The sequence below is a fragment of the Vibrio phycocola genome, assembly GCF_053850235.1.
This window is the reverse complement of record NZ_JBSQDJ010000001.1, coordinates 755,540-771,509: the sequence shown is the minus strand read 5'-3', so window position 1 is coordinate 771,509 and position 15,970 is coordinate 755,540. Positions and strand designations below refer to the sequence as shown.

Here is a 15,970-nt window from a genome sequence, read left to right as displayed (position 1 = left end):
GCATCACTGGGCGATATTGTCACGTTAGAAGTGAACGGCACAGAATACACCGGTGATGTGATTGATGATGGCGCGGGGACACTTGTTTACTCAATTCCTGTTGCAGGCTCTGACTTAGATCAAGATAGCAGTGTTACTGCTAGCGTCACTGGAAGTGACAACTCGGGTAACACTTATAGTGCAAGCACCGTGGAGGAAGTCACACCTATTGCTGAAGTAGAGATAATAGATACTAACTCAACTTCAACTGGTGATGGTCTCCTTCTTGAACAATGGTCGGGTATCGCTAATGGTAGCGGGCGAGGAATGACAGAAGAGGAGTTTTCTCAGTTCATTATTGATACGAAAGCAACGAACCCAACACCAGATAGCAGCACCGTGATATCTGAAGTTGAATCTGCAAGTGTGTCTGGAGGGGATTTTTCAATCATATCTGGTTATATATACCTCGAGGCGGGCTCGACTTATGTATTTGATGGTACGGCCGACGATACTCTTTCAATTAGTTTAGGTGGTGACGACACTGGCACGCTTCAGTGGAGTGCGGATAGAAGTAATATCAATGAACTGACCGTTTCGCCAACCGAGAGCGGTTATTATGCGATTGAAATTGCTCACGCTAACCAGAGAGGCCCCGGTAATTATGATATTACCGTTGAAGTAGATGGCGCAGACGCAATCGATTTAAGCTCAGATAACTTCCAATTATTTAGTTCACTTGATGCTTTAGAAGCATCTGGTGTCGGGAATGTATCGAATACTATCGAGACTTCAGAGGGCGATTACGTCGTTGTCTATGGTCTAAACGAAGGCGTTGAGAATAGTAATATTACACTTGAGCCATTTACGGTTACCTCGCCGGATGTTGATGATGTGATTACAGTCGCGGTTAGTTCAACCATTTCAGGGATAACACTAACCGATGGCAATGGTCAAACGATCACCATAACCGATGAAACCACGAGTTATGATGTAACCGGATTTGATTTTGAAACTTTAGTTGTAACTCCACCTGAAGACTATGTTGGAAGTGTGGAACTGCAATTTGATGCCTTATCCACCGATGGTTCAGCTACGGCTACTCAATCCAAAACTATCACTGTGAATGTTGAGTCGAATTCAGGGCTTCGGGGGGAGTTTTATAACTATGACGATTCAATGGGTGATTATGGAAACTTAACGTCGATCGCCGATGCGATAGGCGTTATTGATGACCAAGATCCTAATGCGACCTTTATATCTACAGGTGTCTCTTATTCTAGTGGCGTTGGTATTAATACCGATGACGACTTAGGTGGTACCTCGACCGATGGGGCCAATTCTTCTAACTTTGAAACTTGGCTCGGTGAGGATGCAGGCTCCATTAATTACCATAATAAAACAACGTCTAGTGATGCTGTTGTTCGTCTATATGGTGGGGTTGAATTATCTGCAGGCGACTATTCTATTCAGGTTACGGCTGATGATGGCTACCAAATTAAAATAGACGGTGTAGTTGTGAGTGAGGTCGATCACAACCAACCACAAGCTGTTGATACATTCGAATTTAGTGTGTCAGATAGTGGTATTCATGAGATAGAAATCATCTATTGGGATCAAGGCATAAATTACGTACTCGATGTTCAGTTATCAAGTAATGGCTCTGATTATTACTTATTAGGTTCGGATGAGTTTCCTGTCGTACGTAACTATGAATCCGAACCAATATCTGTAGAGAGTTTTGCAAGCGCCCTAGATTCTAACTTAGAGGCTGAAAGCGTTGATGAAGAGCTCGTCAGTAACAGCAATCAAGGTGACACAATATACGGTGACTCAGGAAATGATGTTATTGAAGGGGGGGCAGGTAATGACTACCTTGTTGGAGGCGAAGGTGAAGATTGGTTATTAGGTGGAGATGGCGATGATACATTGATCAGCTTTTCCTATGATGAATCTGGTGATAGCTATGATGATGAAAGTGGTGACGTGCTCGATGGAGAAGACGGTGACGACTACCTAGTCGGCCTTGGTGGTGATGATATTCTTATAGGTGGAGAGGGCAGTGATGACCTCTATGGTGGTGATGGAAATGATATTTTAACTGGAGCGAGTTACGATTATTCAAGTGACACGATAATTTCAGACAACTCATCTGATAACCTCTATGGAGGCCAAGGAAATGACCGATTTGTCATAGACTCAAGTAAAGATACGTTACAGGATTTTAATAGTAGTGATGATTCAATTGACTTATCGGAAATATTAGATGTAGATGTCAGTGCGGAATATTCAGCTATTCAAGAATACTTAGAGTCACATGTGAAGATAACGGAAGATTCATTACAGGTTGATGGAGTATCTGTCGCTAATTTTGGTGATTCAGCATCGATTGGAGCTGGCGCTGATGTTTCAGTCATTGTGAATGATCTTGAATTCACGATAAAAGCGTAACGTTTCGTGTAGCGAGTAAACCAATCAGTGCATATCGAACTGACTGGTTTACTCAAATACGAAAATCAAATTTAGTAAACAGCTTGATTTTAATAACTTTATTTTTGTAGCATCATTTTTGTAAGTAATGGAATAGCTTTTCACGTTCGTGATGATTGAGCTCTTCCATTTTTTTTATGTTGATTTCAGGTATTTCATCTGGGTTAGGGTAATGTGCCAGGACTTTTTCCATGCTCGCTTCTCTAATTAAATGGAAGATCGGGTAAGGAGAGCGATTGGTTAAGTTTTCACTATCTTCGGGCTGACTACCTTGAAAGCAATAATTAGGATGGAAAGTTGCTATTTGATAAATTCCTTCCCATCCTTCTGTCTTCAATACTGCATTTAACCAATCAGTAAAAAATAAATAATCATCGAAATCACTCAGCATGTTCGGCACAACAACTACTGTCGTTTCTAGCTCATGATCAGGTAGTGTGTCTAAATCTTTCAGCTGTAGATAGACTGATTCTAATAGCGCTTCATCGTTGTCCGCTGATGTGACTGCAATTCTAATTTGGTTATTTCGCTGTGGTTTAGCAGCGAAAGGACACAAATTGAGGCCAATTACTATATTATCAAGCCATTGGTTTACTTCATTTTCGATACGTGTAATTTCAGAAGACATAGGTATTTTAGCCAATCAAAAAAGATATTAAAGATATTATCACGAGATACCAAGTGTAGGTTATATCATGGGGTTAAAAGATAATTTGCCGTAACTAGTGATTAGTCGTTTAAACACAAATTTAGGTACAAGGTGCACATTGAACAATGGATGTTATAAAGCGTTATTTAAAGGGGTACCCTACTCATATTATCGAGCAAGTAGAAGGTTTAGTTGCTCGTGGAAAGTTTATTGCTTGGTTCGACCAACGCTATCCAAAGGTACATCATATTCAAAGTGAAAAGGCACTCTATGCTTATACAATGGCAATTAAAGAGCGCTATTTAAAGAAATCACAGTCGATTAATAAAGTTGTATTCGACAGTAAAATACACGTAATTAATAACGCTCTTGGACTGCATACGTATGCGAATAAAATCCATGGAGGTAAAATAAAAAGACGGAATGAGATAAGGATTTCGACGCTGTTTAAAGATGGTCCTGAAGAGCTTCTTAATATGATTGTGGTCCACGAGTTAGCTCATATTAAAGAAAAAGAACATAACAAAGCCTTTTACCAACTCTGTTGCCATATGCTACCTGATTACTTTCAGCTTGAGTTAGACGCTCGGCTCTATATTATTTATCGCGAACTTAACGTTTGATTGGTTTAATATGACGCCTTGATGAGTAGAGAGTAATAACAAACAATGAAACAAAGTCCATTGCACCCGAGAAATCGCCACCGTGGTCAGTATGATTTTACGAAATTGGTCGAAGCAGTTCCTGAATTAAAGGCGTATATGATTCAGAACCCAAAAGGGCAGCCTACAATAAATTTTTTTGATCCCTTAGCTGTTAAATTATTGAATAAGGCGTTGCTCGCCTATCATTATAATATTCAATATTGGGATATTCCTGATGGATACTTGTGCCCACCTATACCGGGAAGAGCGGAATACCTGCATCGAATCTCAGATATGTTTAGTCAGAGTGAAGGTAAGGATAACAAGATAAAAACAGTGCTTGATATTGGGACCGGAGCAAACTGTATCTATCCCATTATTGGATCTGCTCAATACAAATGGAAGGTCGTTGGAAGCGATATTGGACAGAAATCGTTAGCAAACGCTAAGGTAATAGTGGAACAAAATCCTTCAATTCGAAAATTGATTCAATTGCGTTTGCAACAAAACCCCACTCATATATTCAAGGGCATCATTCATCAAGCTGATCGATTTGACGTTACGTTGTGTAATCCGCCATTTCACCGTTCTCAACAAGAAGCACGCCAAGGTTCATTAAGAAAAGCAAAAAATCTAGCGAATAATAAGAGTAAAAATGGCCATTCACCTCAACCGAACGTTAAGAAAACACCAGCACTAAATTTTGGTGGAAAGAGTAATGAGTTGTGGTGTGATGGTGGAGAAATTAAGTTTATAACAAATATGGCTTATGAAAGTCGTGAGTTTGCGAATCAAGTTCTATGGTTTTCTACACTATTGTCGAAATCGGAGAACATCAAACCATTTAAACAACTATTGAAAAAAATTGAAGTAGAGGCTGTTAAAGTTGTGGAAATGAAGCAAGGTCAAAAAATATCCAGGTTTGTTGCTTGGACATTTCAAAATGAAGTGCAACGCAAAGAATGGTCAAAGTTGAGGTGCTAGGCTTAGCTTTATACAGGTAACATTTTGGAGGTAGCATGAGCATAAAAGACGTTGAATTTTTTGTGCCGTGTCAACCAGGCTGGCTATGTGAACCATTTATATTGTTTTTTTCTGTACTTGTTTTGATCGGCTTTATGTTTTTCGTTCGTTTGGTATACCGAGAATATAAGCGTATAGAAAGATCTAGAAAAGTGATTAAACATCGCAAAGTTCACTATACAATTCGAAAAAATATGAATAAACCCTATAAACCTTTAAGGCAACCCAGGAATAAAAAACGTTAATTAAACTGTTTCGCGAGTTGATGATACTTGCCTTCATAAGCAAGAGGGAGTTTGTAATCAACAAGCGTGCGGTAGCGCTGCATCAGTCGGTACGCAACTCTATCTTTATTTTCCGCTAAAGCCAGTTCAATAAGCATTTTATGAGCAAAATGATTATTAGGATCAAAAATCAGAATTTTCGATGCGAGTTTTCTTGCTTGACTCGAGTGATTGGTTTTTCGCGCGCATATCGCTGCATTTTGTAAACTAGCTAGGATTTTATATCCAGAAGCTAACTGAAATACACGTTTAAAATATTTATTTGCAACATCCTCCTTCCTGAGCTTACACATTAATGTGGCATAATTAGTCAGGAGGGTAATATCATGAGAATACAATTTAAGCATACTTTGGTATAGGTACTGACCGCGAGGGTAATCACCAAGGGTTATGTAATAGTGGGCAAGCGCTAAATTGGTTGAAAGGTCATCAGGAGCATATTGATGGGCGAGAATTAGATTGAATTTTGCTTTTTCTAATTGGCCTGATTCTAAATATGCCAAGCCTAGTTGTGTTCTAACTTGTGCAGCTTTGGGATAATCGATCATTCCAGTAGAGTCGCTGTTGACGCAACCAACCAAGACAAAACACAGGTATATAATGGGTAAACACCTGAATTTTACCATCGATAAACTCCAATAAGATAAACGAAGACTAGATATTACTTGTCAAAATAAAAGTAACATCTAGTCTCTATAAATTTATCGGTCAGAGTTCCTTTTAGGCACACCTAATAAACAATGAGTACACTAACGGATGCGATCTAATCGTCATTAGTAAAGTTCGCTTCACTAAATCGGTCAAGGTCGTAAGGTGTTTGTTGGTAAACGCAGTAATTTAGCCAATTAGAAAAAAGCAGGTGGCCGTGGCTTCTCCATGTTGCTTTGGGATCATTACTGGCGCTGTTATTTGGATAGTAATTGAGTGGAACTGAAGGCTCTAATCCTTCAGCTAAATCGCGTTTATACTCGTTACCCAAGGTTGCTGCTTCATATTCTGGGTGACCAGTGACAAATACGTGGCGTTTATCTTGAGTTGCTGCCAAATAAACACCTGCTTGCTCAGATGTAGCTAAAATATCTAAATCAGTATTTTCACGAATAAATTCGACGGGGAAATCAGCATGCCGAGAATGAGGAGCGACAAAAGTATCATCGAAACCGCGTAATAAAGGGTGATACGTGTGCTGTATCTGGTGAGTATAGACCCCTGATAGTTTGTCTTTTTTGGTGCGTTTTGGTAAGTCATATAAAATATTGAGCCCAGCTTGAACTGCCCAACAAACATATAAAGTTGAGGTTACATGATCTTGAGCCCATGTAATGATTGTTTTAAGGTGGTCCCAATAAACAACATCTTCAAACTGAACTAATCCAAGAGGCGCACCAGTAATAATCAAGCCATCAAAATTACGGTCTTTGACTAACTCGAATTGACGGTAGAAGTTATTTAAATGTGCTTCAGGGGTGTTGTTGCTCGGGCGATTATCAATACGTAATAACTCGACGTCTACTTGTAATGGGCTATTTGATAACAACCGGAGAAACTGAGTTTCAGTATCAATTTTTTTTGGCATCAAGTTTAGAATTATCACTTTAAGTGGACGTATTTCCTGAGTAGATGCGCGAGTTTCCGACATAATGAAAATATTTTCATTTCTCAGAATATCAGTAGCGGGTAATTGGTCAGGTATTTTTATAGGCACAATAAACTTCCTTGAATGCTATTTTAGACGTCTATACTTCTAAAGTATACTGATCTTTGATGTGATGTCGAATTAAAATTATGCTGAAAAGCGACGATATAGTGAAATAATCGCAGTGATTTTTTATTAACTAAGGTGGAAGTTCCATTGTCTCAACGTTTAATTCTTATCCGAGGTTTGCCAGGATCTGGCAAAACAACTTTGGCGCGTAGTTTCGCAGCTGTTCATATTGAAGCGGATATGTATTTTATCGACCATAAAGGGGAGTATCGCTTCGATGCGAATAGGCTAAAAGATGCCCATCAATGGTGTTTTCAAACAGCGGTAGCGAGTTTACTCGAAGGCCATAGCATCGTTGTATCGAATACTTTTATTCAATATTGGGAAATGAAGCCATACATTGAATTTGCGACAAAAAAACAAATCGCGATTGATGTTATTTGCTGTGTAGGTGAATTTGAAAATATTCATGGAGTGAATGATGATACTCGCGATAAAATGAGAAAGAAGTGGCAGAAATGCCAGTGGCTGAAGCAAAACGTGCATCAGCCACTGAGATAATATTATCGATAGAGTGCTATTTCTGATGTGAAGGACAGCAAAAATCGGCTCTCCAAACTAATCGCTTATTTCCAACCATTGAATGCAACACTTCTCTACCTTGCATTTGGGGTATTGCTAGCAGCACATGTGCTTCATCTAGGTGACGTGAATGTTCAGCTTCATAAGCTCTGATGTGTGTAAATGTAGCGTTTAAATTTTCAGATAAAAGCTCATGAGATAAACAAATTCCTAATTCATCGCGAACCATAACTATTCCCTCATTTTTAGGCCTTTCCTAAGGTCGTTTACATCACTTCCATTTGTACAAAAATTATACATTAACCACGAATTGATGAAATATAAATCACTCATACTGGCGTGATTGACTACACAGAAATGAATGAAATAATGTTCGGTGTCTTTTGAATGAGATTGAGTCAAATTTTCATTGTTTGTGGAGTCCCTACCGAAATAGCATATAAATCGAGGACAAATAATGACAATACAATGAGTTATCATATAAATTATTACTAGTCTGAGTTATTTTAATGAAAGCAGAGGCCACGATGGCAAATATTTTTATCGTTGTACTTATACTCGCCGTTTTTTTTATTTTTGTTCAAAAATATTTGCTTAAAGGAGACGAGAATAAAGATTTTCCGTATAAAAAGAAGGGACCTGTGTTAAGTAGCTCTGAGTCCGCTTTTTATCACGCGCTGGTACAAGCCGTTGGCGAGCATGGTATTGTTTTATGCCAAACAAGTATGGCAAATTTGGTACGCCCAGCGGACATAAAAAATAAACGAAACCTCTATATTGCAAGTAATCGAATAAATAAAAGTCTATTTCAGTTTGTCATCTGTGACCCTAGAACGTTTGAACCAAGAGTTGTCATTGAGATGGACGATGGGAAGCCGCTTTCTAAATCGAAGGCAGAACGTGAAAAATTACTTATTCATGTATGCAAAAGCGCAAATTTGCCCTTAATTGGCGCTAACGTAAAATTCAGTTACCAAGTAGGAAAATTAAGGCGGCTGCTTGCAGCGCATATTGATCTTATTGAAGTCGAAAAAGAAGTGAGATTTTGCAAACGATGTAACAGTCCAATGATAATCAAGATAGCCACTCAAGGTGAACATAAAGGTCGGCGATTTTTTACGTGTAGCCGACAACCTCAATGTACCTATACCGAAAACTATAATGTCGTATTCGAAGAAGATGAAGAATAGGGGTTAGCTCGTGGTGTTCATCACGGTAGTAAGAATATCTTCACTACTCTGTTGGCAAATACAAACTTGATTACGGCCATTTCGTTTAGCTTTATATAACTCGACGTCCGCTAGTTTAAGTAAGTCTGAGAGTTGATTTTGTTGCGAATATTTGCATATCCCGATACTCAATGTGATCGGAATATGTATTCCACCAATATTAAATCTATTGTTGGCAACTGAGGTACGCAGTAACTCTCCGATTTCTGATGCTTGTTTTAAGTCCATGTCGAATAATGTAATGCAAAATTCTTCTCCCCCAATACGAAACACATTATCTTCGCCGACAAGAGTTGCTAGTAAAAGAGTTACATCAATGAGTACTTTATCACCGACATCATGACCGTGTGAATCGTTGATCTTTTTGAAATAATCGATATCTAATACTAATAAATAAAGTTGTGGATTTTTGCTTCGGTGAGATTTGTAGTGGTTAAACACCGTGTTCAATGAGAGCCTATTGTGGGCGTTGGTTAATTGATCTCGAGATGCAAGATAAAGTAGAGAATTTTCTATGATTGTCCGACTCGATTCGTAGCGATACGAAATAATCCAAATTCCACAATAACAGAGGGCAACATTGATCAGCTCTTTTGATTGTACAATCACTGCATCGGTATGGAATAAGAGAATTATTACCGTTTGAATCAATAGAACACCCGCAACGGCAACGGTAGCGTGTCGCAGGCCCATCAATAAGTATAAACCAGATGGAGCGGCACATGCCCATATATATAACCCACCAGATAGTGGCTGAGTTAGGGTACATAAAATTAGAACGCCAATCAAAAGGTAAGCATAGTAACAATTGAACAGTGGGGTACTCTTACCTTGCTTGAGTAAGGTATAAATAATACCGGAGAAAATTGAAAAGGTAGCTTCTATAAGTGTGACGAAATAGTCTCCGCCGTAGATTAAGTGGTAAACAGAAAAAAACAGTCCAGTACAGGTTAAAAATAAGCTAACACCAATTAAGACCGATGTTCTAAGTTCGTCAGATTGCTTAAATAATCTTTGGTCCATCTTGGTAATACCTTGGTGGTAGAAACTATCGAAGAGGGCACATATTACTCTTTGTACTACGCAGTTCAATATTCATCATTCAAAATTAGTAAATAAATTTCACATATGTCGCTTAAAATATGCATTTTAGCTACTATTATTCGCTGAAAAATTGAGCGAATTGTCGACATTAAGCGCAACTAACTCAAAACCAAAAAAATTATCTTGCACTCACTCTGTCGTATCGATAATATCCTTGCGTTCAAAAAAATGCGTCCGTAGCTCAGTTGGTTAGAGTATCGCCTTGACATGGCGGGGGTCGGCAGTTCGAATCTGCCCGGACGCACCAAGATTTTAATATCTCAATTTTGAATCACAATATAGATTTGGGTCCGTAGCTCAGTTGGTTAGAGTATCGCCTTGACATGGCGGGGGTCGGCGATTCGAATTCGCCCGGACCCACCAAATTTATTAACAGAACCCGCTAATTATTAGCGGGTTCTGTTTTTTGCGCTCAACGATTCTTCCTGCTTCAATTGGATGGAACCGCTAGGTACTTAGTTTACTTTTGTCAGCCCATCAATCTAAACATATCACCAGTGTTTGTTCCCCCTCTCCAGAACAATAGCTCGTTATTCTAAGAATAACTTGCTCTACCATCATTCGCCGCTCATCTATGTGGTCGCACTCTAGGCAGAGAATGAGCAGTAGAAAATAACTTGTTTTATTATTCGTTTCCCTAAATTAACCGCTTCTTATTCAATGTGCTATGTTTATTATTAATAGGCAAATTATTGTTATCTAATGGTCTTTGTCTATTCTTAGTATTAAGTGAAGTATATACACGGTTAATCGCAGTTAATGTTGATTAACCACGGTTGCATATAACCTGATGTGATTTTCTAATGTCTAGAAAATTCCATTAACCAGAAATAAAAACGCAACCAGTATCTAGGATGTATTGAGTAGATGGGAAAACTAAATAAGCAGGTATATGTGTGTACTTTTATTGCCTGCAACATATTAATTTTGTTTTGGGGGAATAACGCGCACGCAAATACGCGTGTTGATTCTTCAATGGCCAATGATCAGTCTAATGTACTGAATGTTAGCGATTCTTTTAAAAATAAAATTAACATGAATAACCTGCAGACTAGTCAAGGTTACCCTGTGGGTTTTGACGATGTTTTCGAGTATGCCCTTGATGTGTCAAAAGAATACCATGCCTTAACACGAGAAGTGGAATCTAAAGAAATTCTTAAAGATAAAGAAGAACGATATTACTACCCTGATATTACGTTTAGCTCTGAAACGACGGAATATTGGGGAGGCCCATCACCAGATCAAGAAGAAACTCAAAACTTTATAATAACCTTAGAAGCAAAACTCTATGGCAGTGGCGTGAAAGATAGGATCGCTGCGAGTGAAATGACGCTAGAAGCCGGGAACATCGGTTTAGTTGCACATGAAATTTCGATCTATTACACCGTATTGAAGTATTTGACGAAAATCGAATTAACACGGGAATACGAAGCCTTTGCTCAAGAGCTTCGAAAAGATATAGAAGTCTATTATCTCAAACAAGTCAATTCTACTAATGTCGGTGTTTCGACACAGAGTGATGCAATGCAGGCAAGGCTTGCAGTCGCCGAATTTGACGACACTGTTTACTCCGTAGTTTCGAACGTTGAACAGTATTTTAATAAGTTGGTGGAAGAGACGGGCATCGACATTGACTTTAGCGACCCTATAACTCAGGGCAAAGTTGGCTTAGATTTTGCAAGTTTAGAACCATTGCTTGTTGATGAAGAAAAAACGGTCACTTCCGACGAATTATTGGCGAATAACGCAGAATTACTGCAAACACAGAAGGCGCTTAAATCGTCCTTCTATAACGCTCGGTCAACAAGGGAGTTGGTGAAAGTAGAAGTAACCTCAGAAAACTACCTCCAAACAAATGGTGACAGTAAGACTCAAGCATTTGGTGATACCGATGAATCATCGATACAACTCAATGTTGAACTTGATATTTTTAATTATGGCTTGAAGGCTGATCAGGATTCTGCTTATAAGATGTATGAGGCAGAGAAATTTAGGTTTGATATGCAGTTTCAGCAAGTTATGGACAACTTTAGAACCAGTGTTACAACCTATAATCAGCAGAGAATCCAGCGTGATAAAACCGTAGAACAAATCGATATTCTTGCTGAATTAATCGAGAATCAAAAAGAAGAGATCTTCACTGATCAAGTAACTTATAAAGACATTGTTGAGAGTATTAGTAAGCTGAATAAAGCTAAGCAGACATTACTAAATATTGATTTGATGCTGTTTGACACTCTCTATGAGTTAGAAACATTAAAATCAAATAAAATTTTATAACTCGATTTAGATTGAACAATCAAAAAAGTGACGTGATGGCATGGAACTAATGAAACATCGAAATAAATTAATACTATTTATACTCGTGATCATCGTAGTTATCTATACGTTGTTAGTAAAGGATGTCGAGGTTGTTGCGCCAGGATCTGGGCTTACAGGCATTAAGCAAAGTAACGTTTCAGTTATTGCGCCAACTAAAAGCTACATAGTTGAATTGATGGCAGCTCAGGGAGACAAGATAACCAAGGGTGATCCTCTTTTAAAATATCGAAACCTCGAAGACGAATATCAGCTACAGCAAGTAACGGAAGAGTTAGAGCAAAATCAAAGGTTGCTCGATATTTACTATAATGAACGCTGCTTTTTAACGGGGCCAAAATTTGCCTCAATGACGAGTGAGTTACTTGATAATGAATGTGATGAATCAAAACCGCTAGCAAATGCTGGCGGGCTGTATGTATTGAGTTTTTATGAGGATTATCTGTTAGAACAGCAATATTTACTTGATATTGAAAAAGAGAGACAGAATAAAGAGCGCGAGCTACTGACCAAACAAAATATTTTGACTAAAAAGAAAAAAGCTTTGTATCGAGGCAAAGGTGCTACGGTGAGCTTTTATGATGTTGAAACCGAGTTATCGAACTTAAAGACAGAAATTATCAATTTTCAAATATCGTCGATCGATGCGAAGAAAAAGCTTAATGACAAATTGATGATATTTCGCTTACGTCGTTCTGAGCGTTTGTTAACGTTAGAAGAACAGATAGATAAAGTGAAACCTCTTATAAGCAAAGAAAAATTCACAAAACAATTACTAGAAGAAAAGCAGAATAAATCAATCATTCGTTCACCGATAGATGGTCACGTTTTGGAGCTTATTGATGGGGTATCTGAAGGGACATTTATACAAGAAGCTACCCCTCTTTTTGTGTTAAAAAAACAAGGTTCATCTCAGCAGGTAGAAGCTAAATTTGACTCGCGTTATCGCCATTTTTTAAGTATTGGTAGAGAAGTCCGCTTAAAGATTAATTCTCCTGGTTTTAGTGAAATCTTCAATGGGAAAATTGTAGAGTTAAGTTCGGATTCGATTGCTTATGAGGAACAGGGTCAGCAAGGAGAGCGATACTATCGCGTTACGGTTCAACCAGATACGGCATTTTTAGATTTGTCGCTTGATTTGGGTATGGATGTTCAGGTGCTTGTTGTCGATGACCAAGTGAGCGTACTTGAGTTTATTTTAAGTGTCTTGCCTAACGATATTAAGTTTGAGGTGTGGTAGGTGATAGGATTTGTTTCGGCAATCACTGCATCGTTAGCCGTTATCATTCTGGTGGTTATTTCCAGTCTAATCGGTTTTGTGCAATCAATCATGCCAAGCACAGGTATGGTTAAGATTAGCCAGGTTACCTATCGGTACAATCAACAAACTCCTTATATCAATGAGGATATCCTCCACGACCTTGTAGTAACTGCGGAAAAAATGCAGATTAGTTCTCGAATTAAAGCGTTTCAAATAGGCTGCAACTATGGCTTTAATGCCAGTCAGTATGAAATGAAGCACATTGCGACCTATAATTATATTGTGATCAATAAGTACCTTGGTGATACGTACTCGATTGATCCGATTCATGTAGATTCAGAGCCCGATAAAATGAATAGCTGCTTCGTCGACCTAGAAATATTTAGTGATGCTGAACTCGAAAAGATGACCGAGTCTGAAAGCTTCAGTGAAGAGAAAGAGGGAGAGAACAATGGATGATGATTCATTAGCACCGTTTGTCGATGCCTTATCTTCGGCCCTAATTATAATGGTGTTGGTTTGTATTTTCTTTATGTTACAAACAGCAACGTCATTGAGTTCCGCGGCTCGACAGCATACGTTGAACAATATAGAAGAAGAAGACAAGTCACCAATTATCTATCAACAAATTATTCGAGCCAACCTAGATGAGCACCAATTCGATTATCTGATTAACTTTAAATTGGAGAAAGAGTTTGTTGAACAAATTAAAGCACAACTGCAGGGTGCAAACAAAGTTGAGATTGTTATTCAAAGTCGCGATAACAATAGAAAAAATACGGTGAATTTAATGCGGTTTCTAGCTTATTTAAAATTACCTTCCGATATAAAGGTCCATACGTCGATGAAAATAACAAACAACGTGGTGTCTACTGTGAAATGGGAGATAGAGTAAATGTATTATTTCGGGTTGTTACTCTATATCGGTATTCCGGTATTTACCTATGTCTTCCCTCCTGCACATGAGCTGGTTGCGCAGTGTTTTAACTTGTCTCCAGAGATCACTGTATTAATTACTATCACCTATTTTTATCCGTTGTCGAACTTCATTTACAGTGTGATTAAGAAGCAAGGCGACGCCGCACATTTAGCGCACTTTAGAAGTCAGGTCATGTTGGCTTCGTCACTAGCGGTTTCATTTGGTCTTATTGGTACTTTTATTGGACTATCCGATATGATTTCTGGTATCGCTGCAGGTTTAGGGGCTGATGGTGACTTTTCACAAAAAATGGAAGCGCTTCTCGGTTCAATTGGTTCAGCACTAGGTTCGATGTCATTTGCCTTTTTAACCTCTATATTGGGCGTAAGTTGTTCAGTGAGTGTATTATTTGCATCCAATTACCTAAATGCATTTTATGAAAAAGAACTCGTTCAGGGAGAGAACGGCAACGAAAGTGGCCCGAACAACCTAATTGATGGTATTCCTGATGAAGCTCAACAGGTCATCAATGACAATTTGAAAAAGATGCAAGAATCAATAGAAAGTACAATCGAGCTCATAAACAGCAAAGATAAGATTTGGACTGATCTCTTCACCTTGTTGGAAAATAACTCAGGTTCTACAGTGGTACAGGAATTCAGCGCCAACTTAGCGGAAAATAACCGTATCAATCAATCCCAATCTGACATGGTTCGTCAAATCCATGACGATCAAGTAAGCATGTATCAAAAGATGGACGCATCACTAACGAGTTATTCAAATCATATGCAGGAGCAAACTAATGCGATCGTGACAGCAATAGGTGATATGTCCTCCGAAATCGATCGAATGGGACATGTTATTGACCAAACATCTGATAAAACTGTGCTTACGATCAGTGAAAATGGGGAAGTGATTGAAAGGGTAAATACTGCGTTCGGCGAAACATTGACAGTCACAAACCAGCAACTAAAAAGTGTTACTGATGTGTTGCACGATATTCGTGTTGCGACCGCTGTTCCATTGGAAGAATCCCTTAATATCGCGTTGAGAGAAAACGCATTTAGTTTGGTATTCCAACCTCAGTTTGATGAAGATAAACATGTGGTTGGTGCCGAGTCGTATATCCGTTGGGTTGAGCCCGTTCGCGGACCAATTCCAAATGCGAAACTGTTTAAAATCGCCAAGGACGAAGGACTTTCCATTCAACTTGAATTTTGGGTTATGCACAATACGATCAAGCAGGTATCCGAGTGGCAAGAGAGTGGTACTTGGGGGAGTGATTGGACAATTTCCATTAATGCCACTAGCGAACTATTATTAGCGCCAAACTTTATCACCGAAGTGGAAAGTACCTTAAAACTAAATAATGTCCTCCCAGGATCGATAGCATTTGAAGTCACCGAAGATGCAATCATGCTCCATGCCGCGCAAGCGAAAGATAAGATCCGACAGCTACACAATATGGGTTTGAAACTGTATATCGATAACTTTGGCACCGGTTACACCAATATTGGTCAATTAAGTGAATTCCAACCCGATCGTTTGAAACTCGCAAGAGATATTGTCAACAATATTACTGACAGTACTCAATCTGGCATTCCAGTGGTGCGTTCAGTTATGTCATTAGCACAGCAGTTGGGTATAACGGTGTCCGCTGATGGTGTAGAAACCGACGAACAATACCAACAATTGAAAGAAGAAGGGTGTCGCTTGTATCAAGGTTGGTACTTTGAGAAACCGTTAGAAGTCGAAGCTTTTGAGGAAAAATGTAGTTAATTT

The 15,970-nt window shown here is 38.7% G+C and carries 14 protein-coding genes, 2 tRNA genes and 1 pseudogene; 12 read left to right on the top strand and 5 right to left on the bottom strand.

Features of this window, described 5'->3' with window-relative positions; all coding sequences use genetic code 11:
• A pseudogene (locus ACWU4D_RS03365) lies at positions 1–2,430 on the top strand (hypothetical protein); the annotation flags it as partial.
• A gap of 112 nt (positions 2,431–2,542) precedes the next feature.
• Here the strand turns inward: ACWU4D_RS03365 and ACWU4D_RS03360 are convergent.
• The gene (locus ACWU4D_RS03360) at positions 2,543–3,097 is read right to left on the bottom strand and encodes a DUF1415 domain-containing protein (RefSeq protein ID WP_456049960.1); all 555 of its coding nucleotides are present in this window, start codon (positions 3,095–3,097) and stop codon (positions 2,543–2,545) included.
• 146 nt (positions 3,098–3,243) lie between these two features.
• Between ACWU4D_RS03360 and ACWU4D_RS03355 the strand changes: the two genes are divergently transcribed.
• Positions 3,244–3,741 carry a M48 metallopeptidase family protein gene (locus ACWU4D_RS03355; protein ID WP_456049959.1) on the top strand — a complete coding sequence of 166 codons (498 nt, stop codon included), beginning with the start codon at positions 3,244–3,246 and terminating at the stop codon, positions 3,739–3,741.
• A 45-nt stretch (positions 3,742–3,786) separates the two neighbouring features.
• Positions 3,787–4,746, top strand: a complete 960-nt coding sequence (gene rlmF / locus ACWU4D_RS03350; protein ID WP_456049958.1) for a 23S rRNA (adenine(1618)-N(6))-methyltransferase RlmF — start codon at positions 3,787–3,789, stop codon at positions 4,744–4,746.
• A gap of 280 nt (positions 4,747–5,026) precedes the next feature.
• Here the strand turns inward: rlmF and ACWU4D_RS03345 are convergent, their stop codons facing one another.
• Both ACWU4D_RS03345 and metA read right to left on the bottom strand, forming a co-directional pair.
• Complete coding sequence (locus ACWU4D_RS03345) at positions 5,027–5,695, bottom strand: hypothetical protein (RefSeq protein WP_456049957.1); 669 nt, start codon at positions 5,693–5,695, stop codon at positions 5,027–5,029.
• Between the two features lie 137 nt (positions 5,696–5,832).
• Positions 5,833–6,774, bottom strand: a complete 942-nt coding sequence (gene metA, locus ACWU4D_RS03340; RefSeq protein ID WP_456049956.1) for a homoserine O-succinyltransferase MetA — start codon at positions 6,772–6,774, stop codon at positions 5,833–5,835.
• A gap of 147 nt (positions 6,775–6,921) precedes the next feature.
• Here metA and ACWU4D_RS03335 point away from each other — a divergent pair, with 147 nt between their 5' ends.
• Positions 6,922–7,335 carry an AAA family ATPase gene (locus tag ACWU4D_RS03335; RefSeq protein ID WP_456049955.1) on the top strand — a complete coding sequence of 138 codons (414 nt, stop codon included), beginning with the start codon at positions 6,922–6,924 and terminating at the stop codon, positions 7,333–7,335.
• 16 nt (positions 7,336–7,351) lie between these two features.
• Here ACWU4D_RS03335 and ACWU4D_RS03330 read toward each other — a convergent pair whose 3' ends face one another.
• A complete protein-coding gene (locus ACWU4D_RS03330) occupies positions 7,352–7,585 on the bottom strand; it encodes a hypothetical protein (protein WP_456049954.1) in 234 nt (77 codons plus the stop codon).
• 298 nt (positions 7,586–7,883) lie between these two features.
• On the opposite strand from ACWU4D_RS03330, the gene ACWU4D_RS03325 reads away from it, so the two are divergent.
• On the top strand, positions 7,884–8,546 hold the full coding sequence (locus ACWU4D_RS03325) for a DUF2726 domain-containing protein (protein WP_456049953.1): 663 nt from the start codon (positions 7,884–7,886) through the stop codon (positions 8,544–8,546).
• Positions 8,547–8,549: 3 nt separating this feature from the next.
• Here ACWU4D_RS03325 and ACWU4D_RS03320 read toward each other — a convergent pair whose 3' ends face one another.
• A complete protein-coding gene (locus ACWU4D_RS03320) occupies positions 8,550–9,608 on the bottom strand; it encodes a GGDEF domain-containing protein (protein ID WP_456049952.1) in 1,059 nt (352 codons plus the stop codon).
• Between the two features lie 251 nt (positions 9,609–9,859).
• Between ACWU4D_RS03320 and ACWU4D_RS03315 the strand changes: the two genes are divergently transcribed.
• From ACWU4D_RS03315 to ACWU4D_RS03285, 7 genes are all read left to right on the top strand, one after another.
• Positions 9,860–9,936 (top strand) — tRNA-Val (locus tag ACWU4D_RS03315).
• 39 nt (positions 9,937–9,975) lie between these two features.
• Positions 9,976–10,052 (top strand) — tRNA-Val (locus tag ACWU4D_RS03310).
• A 504-nt stretch (positions 10,053–10,556) separates the two neighbouring features.
• Complete coding sequence (locus ACWU4D_RS03305; protein ID WP_456049951.1) at positions 10,557–11,969, top strand: TolC family protein; 1,413 nt, start codon at positions 10,557–10,559, stop codon at positions 11,967–11,969.
• A 49-nt stretch (positions 11,970–12,018) separates the two neighbouring features.
• Entirely contained in the window at positions 12,019–13,248 is a 1,230-nt protein-coding gene (locus ACWU4D_RS03300) for an HlyD family secretion protein (protein WP_456049950.1), read from the top strand.
• Positions 13,249–13,728 (top strand): hypothetical protein, encoded by a 480-nt coding sequence (locus tag ACWU4D_RS03295; protein WP_456049949.1) that lies wholly within the window; start codon positions 13,249–13,251, stop codon positions 13,726–13,728.
• Positions 13,721–14,164, top strand: a complete 444-nt coding sequence (locus ACWU4D_RS03290) for a hypothetical protein (RefSeq protein ID WP_456049948.1) — start codon at positions 13,721–13,723, stop codon at positions 14,162–14,164. The genes ACWU4D_RS03295 and ACWU4D_RS03290 overlap by 8 nt, the downstream gene beginning before the upstream one ends.
• Entirely contained in the window at positions 14,165–15,967 is a 1,803-nt protein-coding gene (locus tag ACWU4D_RS03285) for an EAL domain-containing protein (RefSeq protein ID WP_456049947.1), read from the top strand.
• Positions 15,968–15,970 lie beyond the last annotated feature (3 nt).

Coding starts and splice junctions, on each gene's coding strand:
- ACWU4D_RS03345 (WP_456049957.1), bottom strand. CDS start 5,695: ATGGTAAAATTCAGGTGTTTACCCATTATATACCTGTGTTTTGTCTTG.
- ACWU4D_RS03290 (WP_456049948.1), top strand. CDS start 13,721: ATGGATGATGATTCATTAGCACCGTTTGTCGATGCCTTATCTTCGGCC.
- ACWU4D_RS03285 (WP_456049947.1), top strand. CDS start 14,165: ATGTATTATTTCGGGTTGTTACTCTATATCGGTATTCCGGTATTTACC.
- ACWU4D_RS03355 (WP_456049959.1), top strand. CDS start 3,244: ATGGATGTTATAAAGCGTTATTTAAAGGGGTACCCTACTCATATTATC.
- ACWU4D_RS03330 (WP_456049954.1), bottom strand. CDS start 7,585: ATGGTTCGCGATGAATTAGGAATTTGTTTATCTCATGAGCTTTTATCT.
- ACWU4D_RS03360 (WP_456049960.1), bottom strand. CDS start 3,097: ATGTCTTCTGAAATTACACGTATCGAAAATGAAGTAAACCAATGGCTT.
- ACWU4D_RS03305 (WP_456049951.1), top strand. CDS start 10,557: ATGGGAAAACTAAATAAGCAGGTATATGTGTGTACTTTTATTGCCTGC.
- ACWU4D_RS03320 (WP_456049952.1), bottom strand. CDS start 9,608: ATGGACCAAAGATTATTTAAGCAATCTGACGAACTTAGAACATCGGTC.
- ACWU4D_RS03300 (WP_456049950.1), top strand. CDS start 12,019: ATGAAACATCGAAATAAATTAATACTATTTATACTCGTGATCATCGTA.
- rlmF (WP_456049958.1), top strand. CDS start 3,787: ATGAAACAAAGTCCATTGCACCCGAGAAATCGCCACCGTGGTCAGTAT.
- ACWU4D_RS03325 (WP_456049953.1), top strand. CDS start 7,884: ATGGCAAATATTTTTATCGTTGTACTTATACTCGCCGTTTTTTTTATT.